This window comes from Arthrobacter sp. NPDC093128 (assembly GCF_040683875.1).
GTDB lineage: Bacteria > Actinomycetota > Actinomycetes > Actinomycetales > Micrococcaceae > Arthrobacter.
Genome location: NZ_JBFBEY010000014.1, coordinates 25379 through 39834 on the forward strand (window position 1 = coordinate 25379; position 14456 = coordinate 39834).

14 protein-coding genes are annotated in these 14456 nt (G+C 66.2%); 10 read left to right on the forward strand and 4 right to left on the reverse strand.

Annotated elements, in window-relative coordinates; all coding sequences use genetic code 11:
• The first annotated feature begins 26 nt into the window (after positions 1 to 26).
• Positions 27 to 443 (forward strand): Hsp20/alpha crystallin family protein, encoded by a 417-nt coding sequence (locus AB0N24_RS16945; RefSeq protein ID WP_364126640.1) that lies wholly within the window; start codon positions 27 to 29, stop codon positions 441 to 443.
• A gap of 63 nt (positions 444 to 506) precedes the next feature.
• On the opposite strand, the gene AB0N24_RS16950 is transcribed toward AB0N24_RS16945, so the two are convergent.
• The gene (locus tag AB0N24_RS16950; protein WP_364126643.1) at positions 507 to 884 is read right to left on the reverse strand and encodes a DUF5655 domain-containing protein; all 378 of its coding nucleotides are present in this window, start codon (positions 882 to 884) and stop codon (positions 507 to 509) included.
• Positions 885 to 1124: 240 nt separating this feature from the next.
• Between AB0N24_RS16950 and AB0N24_RS16955 the strand changes: the two genes are divergently transcribed.
• Positions 1125 to 1886 carry an SDR family oxidoreductase gene (locus AB0N24_RS16955; RefSeq protein ID WP_364126646.1) on the forward strand — a complete coding sequence of 254 codons (762 nt, stop codon included), beginning with the start codon at positions 1125 to 1127 and terminating at the stop codon, positions 1884 to 1886.
• Between the two features lie 97 nt (positions 1887 to 1983).
• Here AB0N24_RS16955 and serB read toward each other — a convergent pair whose 3' ends face one another.
• Positions 1984 to 2877 carry a phosphoserine phosphatase SerB gene (gene serB, locus AB0N24_RS16960; RefSeq protein WP_364126648.1) on the reverse strand — a complete coding sequence of 298 codons (894 nt, stop codon included), beginning with the start codon at positions 2875 to 2877 and terminating at the stop codon, positions 1984 to 1986.
• Between the two features lie 122 nt (positions 2878 to 2999).
• On the opposite strand from serB, the gene AB0N24_RS16965 reads away from it, so the two are divergent.
• From AB0N24_RS16965 to AB0N24_RS16985, 5 genes are all read left to right on the forward strand, one after another.
• Positions 3000 to 3785, forward strand: a complete 786-nt coding sequence (locus AB0N24_RS16965) for an ABC transporter ATP-binding protein (protein ID WP_214955784.1) — start codon at positions 3000 to 3002, stop codon at positions 3783 to 3785.
• 18 nt (positions 3786 to 3803) lie between these two features.
• The gene (locus AB0N24_RS16970; protein WP_364126651.1) at positions 3804 to 4589 is read left to right on the forward strand and encodes a sulfite exporter TauE/SafE family protein; all 786 of its coding nucleotides are present in this window, start codon (positions 3804 to 3806) and stop codon (positions 4587 to 4589) included.
• Between the two features lie 33 nt (positions 4590 to 4622).
• Entirely contained in the window at positions 4623 to 5432 is an 810-nt protein-coding gene (locus AB0N24_RS16975; RefSeq protein WP_364126654.1) for an RNA methyltransferase, read from the forward strand.
• A 192-nt stretch (positions 5433 to 5624) separates the two neighbouring features.
• Positions 5625 to 5882, forward strand: coding sequence for a type B 50S ribosomal protein L31 (locus AB0N24_RS16980; protein ID WP_309970849.1), 258 nt, complete (start codon positions 5625 to 5627; stop codon positions 5880 to 5882).
• 81 nt (positions 5883 to 5963) lie between these two features.
• Positions 5964 to 7073 (forward strand): biotin/lipoate A/B protein ligase family protein, encoded by a 1110-nt coding sequence (locus tag AB0N24_RS16985; RefSeq protein WP_364126658.1) that lies wholly within the window; start codon positions 5964 to 5966, stop codon positions 7071 to 7073.
• Between the two features lie 14 nt (positions 7074 to 7087).
• Here AB0N24_RS16985 and pepN read toward each other — a convergent pair whose 3' ends face one another.
• On the reverse strand, positions 7088 to 9709 hold the full coding sequence (pepN, locus tag AB0N24_RS16990; RefSeq protein ID WP_364126661.1) for an aminopeptidase N: 2622 nt from the start codon (positions 9707 to 9709) through the stop codon (positions 7088 to 7090).
• Positions 9710 to 9781: 72 nt separating this feature from the next.
• Positions 9782 to 10918, reverse strand: a complete 1137-nt coding sequence (locus AB0N24_RS16995) for a putative sulfate exporter family transporter (RefSeq protein ID WP_364126932.1) — start codon at positions 10916 to 10918, stop codon at positions 9782 to 9784.
• A gap of 120 nt (positions 10919 to 11038) precedes the next feature.
• Between AB0N24_RS16995 and AB0N24_RS17000 the strand changes: the two genes are divergently transcribed.
• The 3 genes from AB0N24_RS17000 (at position 11039) to AB0N24_RS17010 (ending at position 14451) form a co-directional block, all read left to right on the forward strand.
• Entirely contained in the window at positions 11039 to 12595 is a 1557-nt protein-coding gene (locus tag AB0N24_RS17000) for a circularly permuted type 2 ATP-grasp protein (RefSeq protein WP_364126934.1), read from the forward strand.
• An 81-nt stretch (positions 12596 to 12676) separates the two neighbouring features.
• Positions 12677 to 13603, forward strand: coding sequence for an alpha-E domain-containing protein (locus AB0N24_RS17005; protein WP_104174221.1), 927 nt, complete (start codon positions 12677 to 12679; stop codon positions 13601 to 13603).
• Positions 13600 to 14451, forward strand: a complete 852-nt coding sequence (locus AB0N24_RS17010; RefSeq protein ID WP_364126664.1) for a transglutaminase family protein — start codon at positions 13600 to 13602, stop codon at positions 14449 to 14451. Before AB0N24_RS17005 ends, AB0N24_RS17010 begins: the two co-directional genes overlap by 4 nt.
• Positions 14452 to 14456: the final 5 nt, after the last annotated feature.

The following is a 14456-nucleotide window of genomic DNA, read 5'->3' on the forward strand; positions in this document are numbered from 1 at the left end:
CGGGGAATCAACACTAGGGAGTGATCATGGCCGATCTCAACAAATGGACGCCATCGGACTTTCTGGAGCCGTTCCGGCGGTTCCTCGACGGGGACCTGACACAGTCGTCAATCCGCGTGGAGCAGTTCCTGGACGGCAGCACCCTCGTGGTGCGTGCGGAAGTGCCCGGCATTGATCCCGAGACGGACGTTGACGTCTCAGTGGCCGACGGGATGCTCCACATCAAGGCGGAACGTGAGGAAAAGTCCGAGCAGCAGGACAAGTACGGCTACCGCTCGGAGTTCCGTTACGGCTCATTGTCGCGAAGTGTCTCCCTGCCGCCCGGAACCCGCGAGGAAGACGTCACGGCCACCTACAAGGACGGTGTCCTGGAAGTGCGCGCGCCGGCACCCGAGCAGGCGCCCGCCACCGAGAAACGAAAGATCCAGGTCAACCGCAGCTAGGGCCCTTCAGAACCGCCAAAAACCTTGGGACGGGCTGACGACGGAACCCGGCCCGCTCCGGCGTCAGCCCGCTTCCTTGCGTGCTTCCCCAAGCCAGCCGGCCACTTCGTCGTCGAGGTCGGCCATCGATCGCAGCTCCAGGTGATGCATCCACACGCCCTTGGCCGGGTTGACCACCTCCTTGAACCGTCCCGAACCGAGCCGCCGGTGCAGTGCGATGGACAGGGCGGCGGGAACGTCCGACTTGATATACCGGGCGGGCCACCACATGTAGGCAAATCCCCGCCGCCCGCGGAATGCCACCTGGCTTTTGGTTGCCCGCACCGTCGACGGCGGGAGGCCGGCCAGTATGCGCTCGACGCCCCGAAACAGTTCCAGCCCCTGCGGGGAACCGCTGAAGACCTCCTCCGGAGTGGACTCCTCGGCAGCGCCCCGGCTCAAGGCACGGCTCCGGATGACTCGCCCCGCAGTTTCATGGCCGTGAGCCTACGCCGTGCAGCCCTGCCCAACAATGGCCGCTCCGCGCACCTGGGGCGGCGCTGGCCGACAGTGGCCCGAGCCCGCCGGGAACTAGCCCGGGTCCGCTTCTTTGTTGACGTCAAACAACTGAATTCTTCCCCTGCGCTGGCATGATGGATGGCAGACCCACAGATTTTGGACGTTTGTAACAAAGGAGCTCGAATGGGATTGCTGGACAACAAGACTGCCATTGTGACCGGTTCGTCGAGGGGGATCGGCGCCGATGTTGCCAGGCTCCTCGCGGCCGAAGGTGCCGCCGTTGTGGTGAATTACCGCCAGAAGGCCCCGCGCGCCAACAAGGTTGTGGCCGAGATCGAGGCGGCCGGCGGCCGTGCGGCGGCGGTCGGCGCCGACCTCACCACGCAGGAAGGTGTCCAGGCCCTGGCCAGCGCGGCCATGGAGAACTTCGGCTCGCTCGACGTCCTGGTCCTGAACGCTTCCGGCGGCATGGAGTCGGGCATGGAAGAGGGCTACGCCCTGAAGCTGAACCGCGATGCCCAGGTCAACATGCTCAACGCCGCCGTGCCGCTGATGCGCGAAGGCTCCCGCGTGGTGTTCATCACGAGCCACCAGGCCCACTTCATCGGCTCCGTGCCCACCATGCCTGAATATGAGCCTGTGGCACGCAGTAAGCGCGCCGGCGAGGACGCCCTGCGCGCCCTGATCCCGAACCTTGCGGACAAGGGAATCTCGCTCGTGGTGGTTTCCGGCGACATGATCGAAGGAACCGTTACGGCCACGCTGCTTGACCGGTCCAACCCGGGCGCCATCGAAGCCCGCCGTGCGGAGGCCGGCAAGCTGTATTCCGTTGCGGAATTCGCCGCGGAGATCGCCAAGATGGTCACGGCCGACGTCGAAACCGGCCACACCGAGTACGCCGGCGGTGCCGACTACTTCGGCAAGAGCACCGGCCAGGCAGGCTGACGCGCACTACGAACCACAAAGGAAAGGCCGGGCGAATGCCCGGCCTTTCCTTTGCGCTGTTTCATCAGGCGCTGGCAATGCCAGCGCGGCCTGCGTCTCAGACCCCGGCGATGTGCCGCACGGCATCCAGGTACGGCATATTGACGGCTGCATCCGCTGCCGCGCGCACGGCGGGCTTGGCGTTGAAGGCCACGCCGATCCCGGCGGCACTGAGCATGTCAAGGTCATTGGCGCCGTCGCCCACGGCGATGGTGTGCTCCATGGGGATACCCTCGGCAGCGGCCCACTCGCGGAGGTACTTCTCCTTCGCCGCACGGTCGATCACCGCACCGAGCACCTTGCCGGTCAGCGCGCCGTCGACAATTTCCAGCTCGTTGGCGATCCAGTAATCCATCCCGAGGTCCTGCGCGATGGGGCGCAGGATCTGGTTGAAACCGCCGGATACCACTGCCACGGCGTGGCCGGCCGCTTTGAACGCCGCAACAAGCTCCGCGGCGCCTTCGCTGAGTTTCACCTCGGCCCGGACGGAATCGACGACGTCGGCCGGCAGCCCGGCGAGGACGGCCACCCGCGCATGGAGGCTCTGGGCGAAGTCGAGCTCGCCGCGCATGGCCGCCTCGGTCACCGCGGTGACCTCTTCCTTCTTCCCTGCGTACGCGGCCAGGAGTTCAATGACTTCCTGCTGGATCAGCGTGGAATCCACGTCCATGATGAGGAACTTGCGGGGCGCCTGCCGCAGGGCCGTGGGAACGATCGCCGTGTCCATTCCGCTGAAGCCTGCTGCGGCCACGTCCTGCCGCAGCGCGCCGATCTCGGCGGCGGTCCCGGACTCCACGGAGAAGTCCACCGTATACACCTCGAAACGCTCGTCGCCGGTGCGGGATTCGACGGCGAAAGACGCGCCTGACCCGGTCAGCAGGGAACGGAGGTGCTCCAGTTCCGCAGGGGACAATTTCACGCCGTAGCTGACCGCAGTCACGTTCGAACTCATGGCTGCAATCTTAGCCAGCGCCATCCCGCCGCCCGAATTCGTTTCGTCCCGCCCTGCGGCCGGTTTCGCCCGGGATGTTCCAGTTATCAGTCCCACGCTGTTTTGTCCTAGTGTCTACTTCTATGAGTGATGTTCTTGAAATGGCTGCCGTCAGCGTTGTCCGCGGAGCTAAAACGCTCCTCAACAAAGTGGACTGGCAGGTCAAAGAAGGCGAACGCTGGGTAATCCTTGGACCCAACGGCGCCGGCAAGACCACACTGCTCCAGATTGCGGCGGCACGGCTCCACCCCACGAGCGGAATGGCCGGGATCCTGGAAGAGATGCTGGGGGCCGTTGACGTCTTTGAACTCCGGCCCCGCATCGGACTGTCTTCCGCCGCGCTGGCCAACCAGATTCCCGAGCACGAGAAAGTGCTCAACGTGGTGGTGACCGCGGCCTACGGCGTGACCGGACGCTGGCGCGAAGGCTACGAGAAGGACGACGAACGCCGCGCGTTCCGGCTCCTGAACGAGTGGGGCATGGGTCCGCTCCTGAACCGCGCGTTCGCGTCCCTCTCCGAAGGCGAACGCAAACGCGTCCAGATTGCCCGTGCCCTCATGACGGACCCGGAACTGCTCCTTCTGGACGAGCCTGCCGCAGGGCTGGATCTTGGCGGCCGTGAAGACCTGGTGCACCGCCTCAGCGAACTGGCACTCGACGACACGGCCCCGGCCATTGTGCTTGTGACGCACCACCTTGAGGAAGTCCCGCCGGGCTTCACCCACGCCATGCTGATGCGCGACGCCGGCGTTGTGGCAGCCGGACCCATTGCTGAGGTCCTGACATCGGAGCACCTCAGCGAGACCTTCGGCCTGCCCCTCGACGTTACGGTCAACGCGGGACGCTACGCCGCCACAGCACGCCGCTGATCGCGCGGCCAGCCTAGCGTGGACTTACTCAGCGGCGTCTTTGTCTTTTTTGCCGGGCTGTGGGCCGGAACCATCAACAGCGTGGTGGGCTCGGGCACCCTGGTCACCTTTCCCGTCCTCATTGCCCTGGGAATTGCCCCGGTAACAGCCTCCATCAGCAATGCCATGGGGCTGGTGGCCGGCAATGCCGCCGGTGCCTGGGGGTATAGGAAAGAACTTGCAGGGCGCGGCCAGCAGCTTCTCCGGCTCCTGCCTGCATCCCTTCTGGGCGGCATCAGCGGTGCCTGGCTGCTGTTGCACCTCCCGGAAAAGGTCTTCCACTACGCCGCCCCCGCCCTGATTGTGCTGGCCCTGCTGATGGTGGTGTTCCAGCCCCGGCTCCAGCAGTGGGTGAGGGACCGGGAGGAGAACCCGGAGCATGCCATCCGGGACAAACGCCACGGCGTGCTCCTGATCGTGCTGGTTTTCCTGGCCGGCGTCTACGGCGGCTACTTCGTGGCGGCGCAGGGCATCCTGCTGGTGGGCATCCTGGGCGTCTTTATGACGGGAACCATCCAGAACGCCAACGCCATGAAGAACATCCTGGTGCTGGGCGTGAACATCGTGGCGGCGGCGTCCTACCTGCTGTTCGCGTTCGGCCGTATCAACTGGGCGGTGGTGGGGATCATCGCGGTCAGTTCCCTCATTGGCGGCGTCATAGGGTCCAAGGTGGGCCGCCGGCTATCCCCGCCGGTACTCCGCGGTGTCATCTTTACCCTTGGCCTCGTGGCGCTGGGTTTCATGATCGCCAACCTCCTCAAATGACCCGCTTAAAATGCCTGTAGAAACGACCTTCCGGTGACCCTCCACTACCTCGAATCCTCTGACGATCCGCGCGTGTCCGATTACACCCGGCTGACGGATGTCCACCTCCGCAAAGTCCGGGAGCCCGCGGAAGGGATGTACATCGCGGAATCATCACGGGTTCTCCGCCGCGCCTTGGCTGCTGGCCACCGGCCCCGGTCCTTCTTCCTCGCGGAGAAATGGCTTGAGGACCTGGCCGATGTGTTCAGCGACTTCCCGGACGTGCCGGTCTACGTCGGCAGTGCCGCCCTGCTGGAGGACATCACGGGCTTCCACCTGCACCGCGGCGCAATGGCGGCCATGCACCGTCCGGCACCCGTCCCGCTGCCGGAACTGCTGGCAGGTGCCCGCAGGGTGGCCGTCCTTGAGGACATCGTGGACCACACAAACGTCGGTGCCATCTTCCGGTCCGCGGCCGCCTTGGGCGTGGACGCGGTGCTGGTCTCGCCCCGGTGCGGCGACCCGCTCTACCGCCGCAGCGTCCGGGTGAGCATGGGCACCGTGTTCCAGGTCCCCTGGGCGCGCCTGGAGTCCTGGCCGGCCGATCTTGAGGTGCTGCGCGGGCAGGGCTTCACGGTCGCGGCGATGGAGCTCACCGGCGACGCCGTGGACCTCGACGAGCTGGCCGCCCGGAATCCGGACAAACTGGCGCTGGTCCTGGGCACGGAGGGCGCCGGCATGAGCGCCGAGACCCTCGCCGCCGTCGATCTCGCCGTCAAGATTCCGATGCGGGCAGGCGTCGATTCGCTCAACGTCGCTGCGGCGTCCGCCGTCGCTTTCTGGGAACTGCGGCCCCGGGTCTGAGCCCCGGAAGGCCGCGCCCCTGCCTGCCGGACGCTTCTGCCGGGCCCGCTGCCGGTTCGTGCAGGGCGCGTGTTTAGGCTAGGATTGAGTGTTGGTCCGGGCACCTGAGGTTTTTGGCGTTGTTCCGCGACCCGCATCCCATTCATACCTGGCAGCTGGCAAAATCCAGTTGTACGAAACAAAGGTCCCATTATGAAGGCTAATACCCACCCGAAGTACGAAGCTGTTGTATTCAACGACCTGGCTTCCGGCGTCAAGTTCCTGACCAAGTCCACCGTGTCTTCCAAGAAGACCATCGAGTGGGAAGACGGAAACACCTACCCGGTCATCGACGTCGAAATCTCCTCCGAGTCCCACCCGTTCTACACGGGCAAGCAGCGCATCATGGACTCTGCAGGCCGCGTCGAGCGCTTCAACGCTCGCTTCAAGGGCTTCGGCGGCAAGAAGTAACAACTTCTCCCCAAGGTCTATTGGAAAAGCCCGCACCGGGAACGGTGCGGGCTTTTGCGTTCTTGGGGCAGGATGGAATGCATGACATTCCCTCCTTTTGAGACCGCCCCGGCGGACGGCACGCACGACGGCGGCGGCCGGCGCCACGGTGAGTACAAGGTCCCGGGCGGCAAGCTGGTTGTGGTGGATTTCGACGTCGTCGGTGGGCACCTCGCACACGTTTCCGTCAGCGGTGACTTCTTCCTGGAACCCGACGAAGCGCTATTGGACATCAACCGCGCCCTGACCGGGCTTCCGGAGACAACGGCTGCGGCGGACATCTCCGCGGCCGTCACCGCAGCGCTCCCCGACGATGCCGTCCTGTTCGGATTCTCCGCCGACGCCGTGTCCGTCGCGGTCCGCAGGGCCCTGGCGAAAGCCACCGGCTGGGCGGATCACCACTGGAATGTCATAGCCCCGTCAGTGCTGCCGACGCACGTCAATGTCGCCCTGGACGAGGTCCTTACCGAGGAGGTGGGTGCTGGCCAACGCAATCCCACGCTCCGGTTCTGGGACTGGGAGGAGCCGTCCGTGGTGATCGGCAGCTTCCAGTCGGTGCGCAACGAGATCCATCCCGACGGCGTCGCCCGCCACGGCATCACTGTGGTGCGCCGGATCAGCGGCGGGGGAGCGATGTTCATGGAAGCGGGCAACTGCATCACCTATTCGCTGTACCTGCCGCAGACCCTCGTGGACGGTATCAGCTTCGCCGACTCCTACGCGTTCCTTGACGCCTGGGTCATGGCCGCACTGGAGAAACTGGGCATCAGCGCCTTCTATGTGCCTCTCAATGACATCGCCACGGAACAGGGCAAGATCGGCGGTGCGGCGCAGAAGCGCCTGGCCAACGGCGGCATGCTGCACCACGTGACCATGAGCTACGACATCGACGCCGACAAGATGGTGGAGGTCCTGAGGATCGGCAAGGAAAAGCTCTCGGACAAGGGCACCACCAGCGCGAAGAAGCGGGTGGATCCGTTGCGCCGGCAGACGGGCCTGGCCCGGGCGGAGATCGTCGAGGCCATGATGGATGTCTTTAGCGGCCGGTACGGGGCAACACCGTCGGTCCTGAGCGACGCGGAGCTTGCCGCCGCCAGGGACCGTGTCGCAACCAAGTTCGGAACCGAGGAGTGGCTACACCGGGTGCCCTGAGTAAACCGGGTCTCCTAGGACACGGCGGCCTGCAGCGCCGCGGCTTGGGCTTTGAGGGCACGGTGCAGGTGGCTCCGCTGCTCGATGATGATCCGGCGCAGCGCCCGCGGTGCCGCGGGATGCCCTGTGAGCCAGCCATCGGCACGGACCAGGACCGGGTGCTGGTCGGGCAGTCCGGCGAGGAGGTCCTGCCCTGCGGGGAACAGGCCGCGAACGATCCGGCTGGCAATCTCGATGCTGCGCTCCGCCCAGACTTTCTCCAGGCAGTCGAAGTATGGCCCAACGAACGGGTCCAGCAGCGTGTCCGGCGCGGTGTTGAAGCCCGCGATCGTGGCGCTGAGGAGCTGGTTGGAGAGAGCGGTGCCGTTGACGGCCGCGTCCCACGCAGCGGCTTTGACGGCGGCGTCCGGCCGCGCAGCCAGCGCTGTGGCATGGCCGGCGCGGCCGGACGCCGTGGTGTCGCGGGCCAGTTCGGCAGCCAACTCGGCCTCGGACGCCTGCCCGTTGGCTGCCAGGGCGTGCCACAGGCTCCAGCGGAGCTCCGGGTCAACGGCCAGGCCGTCCACCACCGTTGTCCCGTCCAGGATTCCCCGCACGAGGTCCAGCCTGCCCGTGGACTGCCTGCTTATGGTGGCGAGGGCCCTCGCCCAGGCCAGCTGGTGGTCCGACCCGGGGGCAGCCGCGAAGAGTTCGCGGGCAGCAGCGTCGAGGAGGCTGTTCCGGACCGCAGCGCGTTCCGGAGCGGGGACAAAGCGGTCGATGGCAGTGCTCGCGTTTCCCAGGACATTCAGCAGCACGCCGATGCCCTGTTCGGCAGGGCCGAATTTTTCCACCGCCGCAACATAGCGGTCCGCGGGTGCCACGGCGTCACGCGCAGCGTCCCAGAGGGCTGTCCAGCAGAGCGCCCGTGCCATCGGGTCCTGCAGGGCGCCGAGGGACGCCCGGGCGGTCGCTTCCGAGCGGGGATCAAAGCGGACCTTCACGTAGCTGAGGTCGTCGTCGTTGACCAGGAGGAGCGCCGGTACGGGCCTGCCCGCGAGCTCCGTCACGACGGTGCGGCCGCCGGCCAGGTCCGTCTCGACGCTGTCCACCCTGACCAGTGCGCCGTCGGCGTTGAAATCGTAGAGCCCGATCCGAAGCCGGTGCGGCCGCAGTTCCTGGCGTCCCGTGCTGGGGTCCACCGCGTCCTGGACGAGGGCAACGCTGCCGAGCACGCCGTCGTGCTCTTCGATTTCGGCAGTGACGGTGGAGATCCCCGAGGTCTGCAGCCACTGGCGGGCCCACAGGGTCAGGTCCCGGCCTGACGCCTCGCCCAGGGCGGCCAGCAAGTCAGCCAGGGTGGTGTTGCCGTAGGCGTGGTCCCGGAAATACCGGCGCGAACCGGCGATGAACGCCTCAAAACCGACATAGGACACGAGTTGCTTCAGCACGGACGCGCCCTTGGCATACGTGATGCCGTCGAAATTCTGCTTGGCTGCCTCCAGGTCCGGAATGTCGGCAACAATCGGGTGGGTGGTGGGCAGCTGGTCCTGGACGTAGGCCCAGGCCTTGCGGTTGTTGGCGAAGTTCACCCAGGCCGTATCCCAGTCCGTGGCGCGGTCCACGCCCAGGGTGCCCATGTAGTCGGCAAAGGATTCCTTGAGCCAGAGGTCGTCCCACCACTGCATGGTCACGAGGTCGCCGAACCACATGTGCGCCATTTCGTGCATGAGGGTGTTCGCCCGACCCTGGTACTGGGAGTCGGCCGCCCGCGACGTAAAGACGTAGTTTTCGGTGAAGGTGACCAGGCCGGGGTTTTCCATTGCACCGAGGTTGTATTCGGGCACGAAGGCCTGGTCGTACTTGCCCCAGGGATACGGATAGTCGAACAGGTTGTTGAAGAACCCGAGTCCCTGCTTGGTGAGCTGGAACAGGTGGTCGGTGTCGAAGGACTCGGCCATGGATGCGCGGCAGTACAGCGCCAGGGGGATCTCCAGGGCGGTCCCGTCGTCGAGGGTTCCGCTCCAGTGGTCCTCCGCCCTGAAGTACGGCCCGGCCAGGACGGTGGTGATGTAGGTGGACATCCGCCCCGTGGGCGCGAAGTCCCACCGGCTGGTTGCCGGATCACTGGTCAGCTGGGTGCGGCCGGCTTCGGCACCGTTGGAGGCGACCTGCCAGTCCGACGGCGCCATCACGTGGAAGGTGAACTCCGCCTTGAGGTCCGGCTGTTCAAAGTTCGCAAACACGCGGCGGGCATCGGCAGGCTCGTATTGGGTGTAGAGGTAGCACTGGCCGTCCGCCGGATCGAAGAAGCGGTGCATGCCCTCGCCGGAGGTGCTGTAAAGCGCCGTCCCGGTGACGGTTACCTGGTTGTCCGCCTGGAGGTTGTCCAGCCGGATGCGGGATCCGTCCACTACGTCCTTGACGGAGAGCCCTTTTCCGTTCAGGAAAACGCTGTGCACGTCGCTGCTGATGAAGTCCAGGAAGGTGGACGCGCCCGGTTCCTGCGCCGAAAAATGGATGACGCTGCGGCTGGTGTATCCGCGGACCTCCGGATCCTGCGCCAGGCGGACGTCAAGCGAAACGTCGTAGCTGTGGGTGGTGATCAGGGCTGAGCGTATTGCCGCTTCATCGCGGTGCAGGTTCTCATTCGACACCAAGCTATTGAATCACGAGCTTTGCCACGGCATCCGCGCGCGGCAGTCAGCGCGGGCAGTCAGGGCGGGCAGTCAGTAGGGCCGGACGATCAGCACTGCGGCCCCGAGGCCCAGGAGCGCGATCAGCAGCCACGCTGCGAGGGCGGCCAGCAGTGCCCTCGCCCCGGTATGCAGCAGGGTCTGCACGCGGACCGCCGAGCCCAGGCCGAACAGCGCCGTGCCCAGCAGGAGGTCCTGTACTGCGGCCGCCGACTCCAGCCACCCAGGGGACAGCCAGCCCGTGGAGCGCAGACCCACCATGGCCACAAAGCCGATGACAAACAGCGGAACAACCGGCGGCAGCCGGAGTTCCGCGCCGTCGGTGTCCGGGTCGCCTGCCACGCCGCCCCCGGTCCGGCTCAGGCCGGCCCCGTTTTCAACGGTTCCGTTCAGCGCTGCCCCGTTACGCGCGTCCCGGCTGATGACCGTCCGCTGGTGGACGCCGGCGGCAGCCACTATGGGGGCCAGCAGGATCACCCTGGTCAGCTTGACGACGACGGCGATCGCCAGGGCTCCGGTTCCTGCGGTCTGCGCTGTGGCCACCACCTGGCCGACGTCGTGCACCGATGCGCCGGTCCATGCGCCGAACACCTCGGGTGTGAGCTGAAGCGGGTGCAGGAGGAGCGGCAGGACGCCGATGGCCAGCGTGCCGCACAGGGTTACCAGCGCCACCGGCAGCACGGTGTCCACATGCCGGATCCGGCGGACCGCGGCCATGGCACCGATGGCCGAGGCGCCACAGATGGAGAAGCCCGTGGCAATCAGCAGCGACGCGTCACGGGTCAGCCGGAACATCCGCGATATCCCGTAGGTCCCTGCGAAACTCACCAGGACCACCCCGGTGATGAGCAGCAGCGCCTGCCAGCCGAGCCCGAGGACGTCCATGACGCTGACTTTCAGGCCCAGGACCACGATGCCGGCCCTCATCAGGTGCTTCCCGGCGAAGTCGAGCCCGCTGCGTGCCCCGCCTGCAACCCACGTTCCCGTGCCCGGCAGGTTGGCGGCAAGCAATCCCAGCACCACGGCGACAGTCATGGCAGGCAGGACCGGCACCATTGCGTGTACGGTAAAGGCCACCCCGACGGCGAAAACGGCAGTGAGAAGTCCCGGCACGATGGGTGGGATCCGTGCGGAGATCCGCCCCAGGGGGGCGGCGGGGAATCTGGGCAGTGGCACTCACCTACCTTGCCGGACATGTGCGGAAAAACACGAACCGGAGGGGGTGGCTCCAACACGCCACAATGGGCACCAGTAATGAATTCGAAACAAAAAGGTGGTTGGCTAATGACCATGTCTGACCTATTCCAGGATTACTCCGAGGCTGCCGGCCGCTCCGGTGCCTACGACGAGATGTTTACCCCCGGCCAGCAAGCCAGGAAGTCCTACGGGCAGGTCGCAGGGGCTCTTCGTGAGCTTTCCCTCGCCGACGTCACCGCCCGTGCCGACTCGATGGCGCGGACGTTCCTGGACCGCGGCGTCACCTTCGACTTCGCAGGGGAGGAACGGCCGTTTCCCCTGGACATCGTGCCCCGGGTGATCCCGGCCGATGAATGGAGCGTCCTCGAAAGGGGAGTTGCGCAGCGGGTCCGGGCGCTGGAAGCCTTCCTCAACGACGTCTACGACAAGATGACCGTCGTTGCCGACGGCGTCATTCCGCGCCAGCTTGTCACCACGAGTGCCCACTTCCACCGCCAGGTACACGGCTTTGAGCCGGCAGGCGGAGTCCGCGTTCACATTTCCGGGATCGACGTCGTCCGTGACGCGGCGGGAACCTTCCGGGTGCTGGAAGACAACGTGCGGGTGCCCTCGGGCGTCAGCTACGTACTGGAAAACCGCCGGGCCATGGCCAAGGGCCTGCCCGAGGCTTTCGGCCAGCAACTGATCCGTCCGGTCGAAGAGTACCCGCGCCGGCTGCTGTCCGCGCTCCGCAAGACGGCGCCCTCCGGCGTCGACGACCCCACGGTAGTGGTCCTTACCCCCGGAGTGTTCAACAGCGCGTACTTCGAGCACACCCTGCTGGCGGGCCTGATGGGCGTGGAGCTCGTGGAGGGCCGTGACCTCATCTGCCGCGGCAACCGCGTGTACATGCGGACCACCGCCGGCGAGCAGCGCGTCGATGTCATCTACAAGCGGATCGACGACGACTTCCTCGATCCGCTGCAGTTCCGTGCCGATTCCATGCTGGGCTGCCCCGGCCTGGTGAATGCCGCCCGCGCCGGCGGAGTCACCATCGCCAATGCCGTGGGCAACGGCGTGGCTGACGACAAGCTCGTGTACAGCTACGTGCCCGACCTCATCCGCTACTACCTCAGCGAAGAGCCCGTGATCGCGAATGTGGACACGTTCCGGCTGGAGGAAAAGGAGGCGCGCGAGCACGTCCTGGACAGGCTGGATGAACTGGTGGTCAAGCCGGTGGACGGCTCGGGTGGCAAGGGCCTGGTTATCGGGCCCGACGCGACCAAGGACGAACTCGAGGCCCTGCGCAAGCGCGTCATCGCCGATCCCCGCGGTTGGATTGCGCAGCCGGTCCTGCAGCTGTCAACGGTTCCGACCCTCAGCGGTGATAAGTTTGGCCCTCGGCACGTCGACCTGCGTCCGTTTGCCGTCAACGACGGCGACGACGTGTGGGTGCTCCCCGGCGGACTGACCCGCGTGGCCCTCAAGGAGGGCTCGCTGATCGTCAATTCCAGCCAGGGCGGCGGGTCCAAGGACACCTGGGTGCTGTCTGACTCTCCCGAGGTTCCGGTGGAACTCCTGCCAAGGCCGTCCATCACCGTCCGCGAGCGGGTTTCGGTGTGGCCGGTCGAGAGCAACTGGCGCGACCGCCAGACGGAGCAGCAGCAGTGAGCCGCCGCCGTCCGGTGCAGCCCGCACCATTTTCACCATTCACGTTCACGCAGATTTCGGGCCCGCAGGAGGTAGCCGCAAATGCTTAGCCGTATTGCCGAGTCCCTATTTTGGATCGGCCGCTATGTGGAGCGCGCGGATGGCACCGCACGCATCCTGGATGTCCACCTTGAGCGGCTCAACCACCTGCCCACGGAGGAGAGGGACAACGTTGCCCGGGAACTCCTGGCCGTCATGGGGGCCCGGCCCGAGAGCGACGAGTTCGGCCTCGAGGAGCTGCTGCACGCCCTCGCCTATGACAAACAGAGCGCCACGTCCATTGCGGGGTCGCTGGGCGCTGCCCGCGAGAACGCCCGCCGTGCCCGCGAAACGGTTTCGTCCGGGCTCTGGGAGAGCCTGAACACCACGTACTACGGGCTGAACCAGCACCGCAAGGACGTGGTGGGCACCTACCGGTTCTGCCACTGGGTGCTGGAACGCACGGCCATGGTGAGCGGGCTGGCGGACACCACCGTCAGCCACGACGACAGCTGGCTGTTCCTGGCCCTGGGACGCTCCCTGGAGCGTGCCGATATGACGGCGCGCATGCTGTCGACCCGCGATGTGCTCTCCGCCGGCATGTCGTGGGTGAACATGCTCCGTTGCGCCGGCGCCTACGAGTCCTTCCTACGGACCCGGCGCGCCGCCTTCGGTGACCAGCATGCCGCCGAGTTCCTGCTGCTGGACCGGCTGTTCCCGCGCTCCATCGTCTATGCCCTGCGGGATGCGGACGACTGCCTGGCCAAGCTCGATCCCTCCGCGCAGCGCGTCGGCTTCATCAACGACGCCCGCCGGATCGTGGGCCAGGCCCGCACCTTCCTGGAGTTCCACCGCACGGACGACCTCATGTCCGAACTGCCGGAGCACATGGAGCGCGTCCAGAAGGCTGTGTCGCAGGCTTCCGACGCAATTTCCCGTAAGTACTTCAATCAGGCGGACGAACTGGCCTGGGTGGGAGAAGTTTCATGACCCGGCTGAGCATCATTCACAAGACCGGCTACAAGTACAACAAGCGCGTCACGCTCTCGTACAACGAAGCCCGCATGACGCCGCTGACGGATCCGCAGCAGGTTGTGCTGGAATCGTCCATGAAAGTTGCGCCGTCGCAGGCCGCCGTCAGCAGCTACCGCGACTACTGGGGTACGCGTGTTACCGCCTTCGACATGCAGATGCCGCATGAGTACCTTGAGGTAGTCGCCACCACCACGGTCGAAGTCCACCGCGCTGAACGCGTCCCCGCGGAAGCCGACATCGTCTCCTGGGACGTGCTGCAGGCGTCCGAGACGCTCAACCAGTTCAGCGACTGGATCCCGCAGTCCCGCCTGAGTGGTCCGGGAGACGAAGTCCTCGGCATCATTCCGGGGATCGTTGAAGGCCGGAACCCGCACGGCGCCGCCATGGCCATCTTCGAATGGATGCGCGGGGAGATGACCTACATGAAGGGCTCCACCGGGGTCACCACCAACGCGGCGCAGGCCTGGGGCCAGCGCCAGGGCGTCTGCCAGGACCTGGCGCATCTCGCTGTCGGGGCACTGCGGAGCTGCGGGATTCCCGCCCGGTACGTTTCCGGCTACCTGCACCCGCGTTCGACGGCGGACATCGGCGAGACGGTGGCCGGCCAGTCCCACGCGTGGCTGGAGTGGTGGGACGGTGAATGGCGCAGCTGGGATCCGACCAACCACAAACCGGCCGGTGACTTCCATGTCACGGTGGCCCGTGGCCGCGACTACCGGGATGTGCCGCCGCTCAAGGGCATCCTGTCGGGCGGCGGCGGTTCCGCGCTGAACGTCAGTGTGGAAATCACACGCCTGGCCTAAGTCCG

Bases quoted from the DNA above. Each gene is read 5' to 3' on its own strand.
- AB0N24_RS16985 (WP_364126658.1), top strand. From the start codon at position 5,964: ATGACATTCCCTCCTTTTGAGACCGCCCCGGCGGACGGCACGCACGAC.
- AB0N24_RS17000 (WP_364126934.1), top strand. From the start codon at position 11,039: ATGTCTGACCTATTCCAGGATTACTCCGAGGCTGCCGGCCGCTCCGGT.
- serB (WP_364126648.1), bottom strand. From the start codon at position 2,877: ATGAGTTCGAACGTGACTGCGGTCAGCTACGGCGTGAAATTGTCCCCT.
- AB0N24_RS16980 (WP_309970849.1), top strand. From the start codon at position 5,625: ATGAAGGCTAATACCCACCCGAAGTACGAAGCTGTTGTATTCAACGAC.
- AB0N24_RS17010 (WP_364126664.1), top strand. From the start codon at position 13,600: ATGACCCGGCTGAGCATCATTCACAAGACCGGCTACAAGTACAACAAG.
- AB0N24_RS17005 (WP_104174221.1), top strand. From the start codon at position 12,677: ATGCTTAGCCGTATTGCCGAGTCCCTATTTTGGATCGGCCGCTATGTG.
- AB0N24_RS16955 (WP_364126646.1), top strand. From the start codon at position 1,125: ATGGGATTGCTGGACAACAAGACTGCCATTGTGACCGGTTCGTCGAGG.
- AB0N24_RS16965 (WP_214955784.1), top strand. From the start codon at position 3,000: ATGAGTGATGTTCTTGAAATGGCTGCCGTCAGCGTTGTCCGCGGAGCT.
- AB0N24_RS16945 (WP_364126640.1), top strand. From the start codon at position 27: ATGGCCGATCTCAACAAATGGACGCCATCGGACTTTCTGGAGCCGTTC.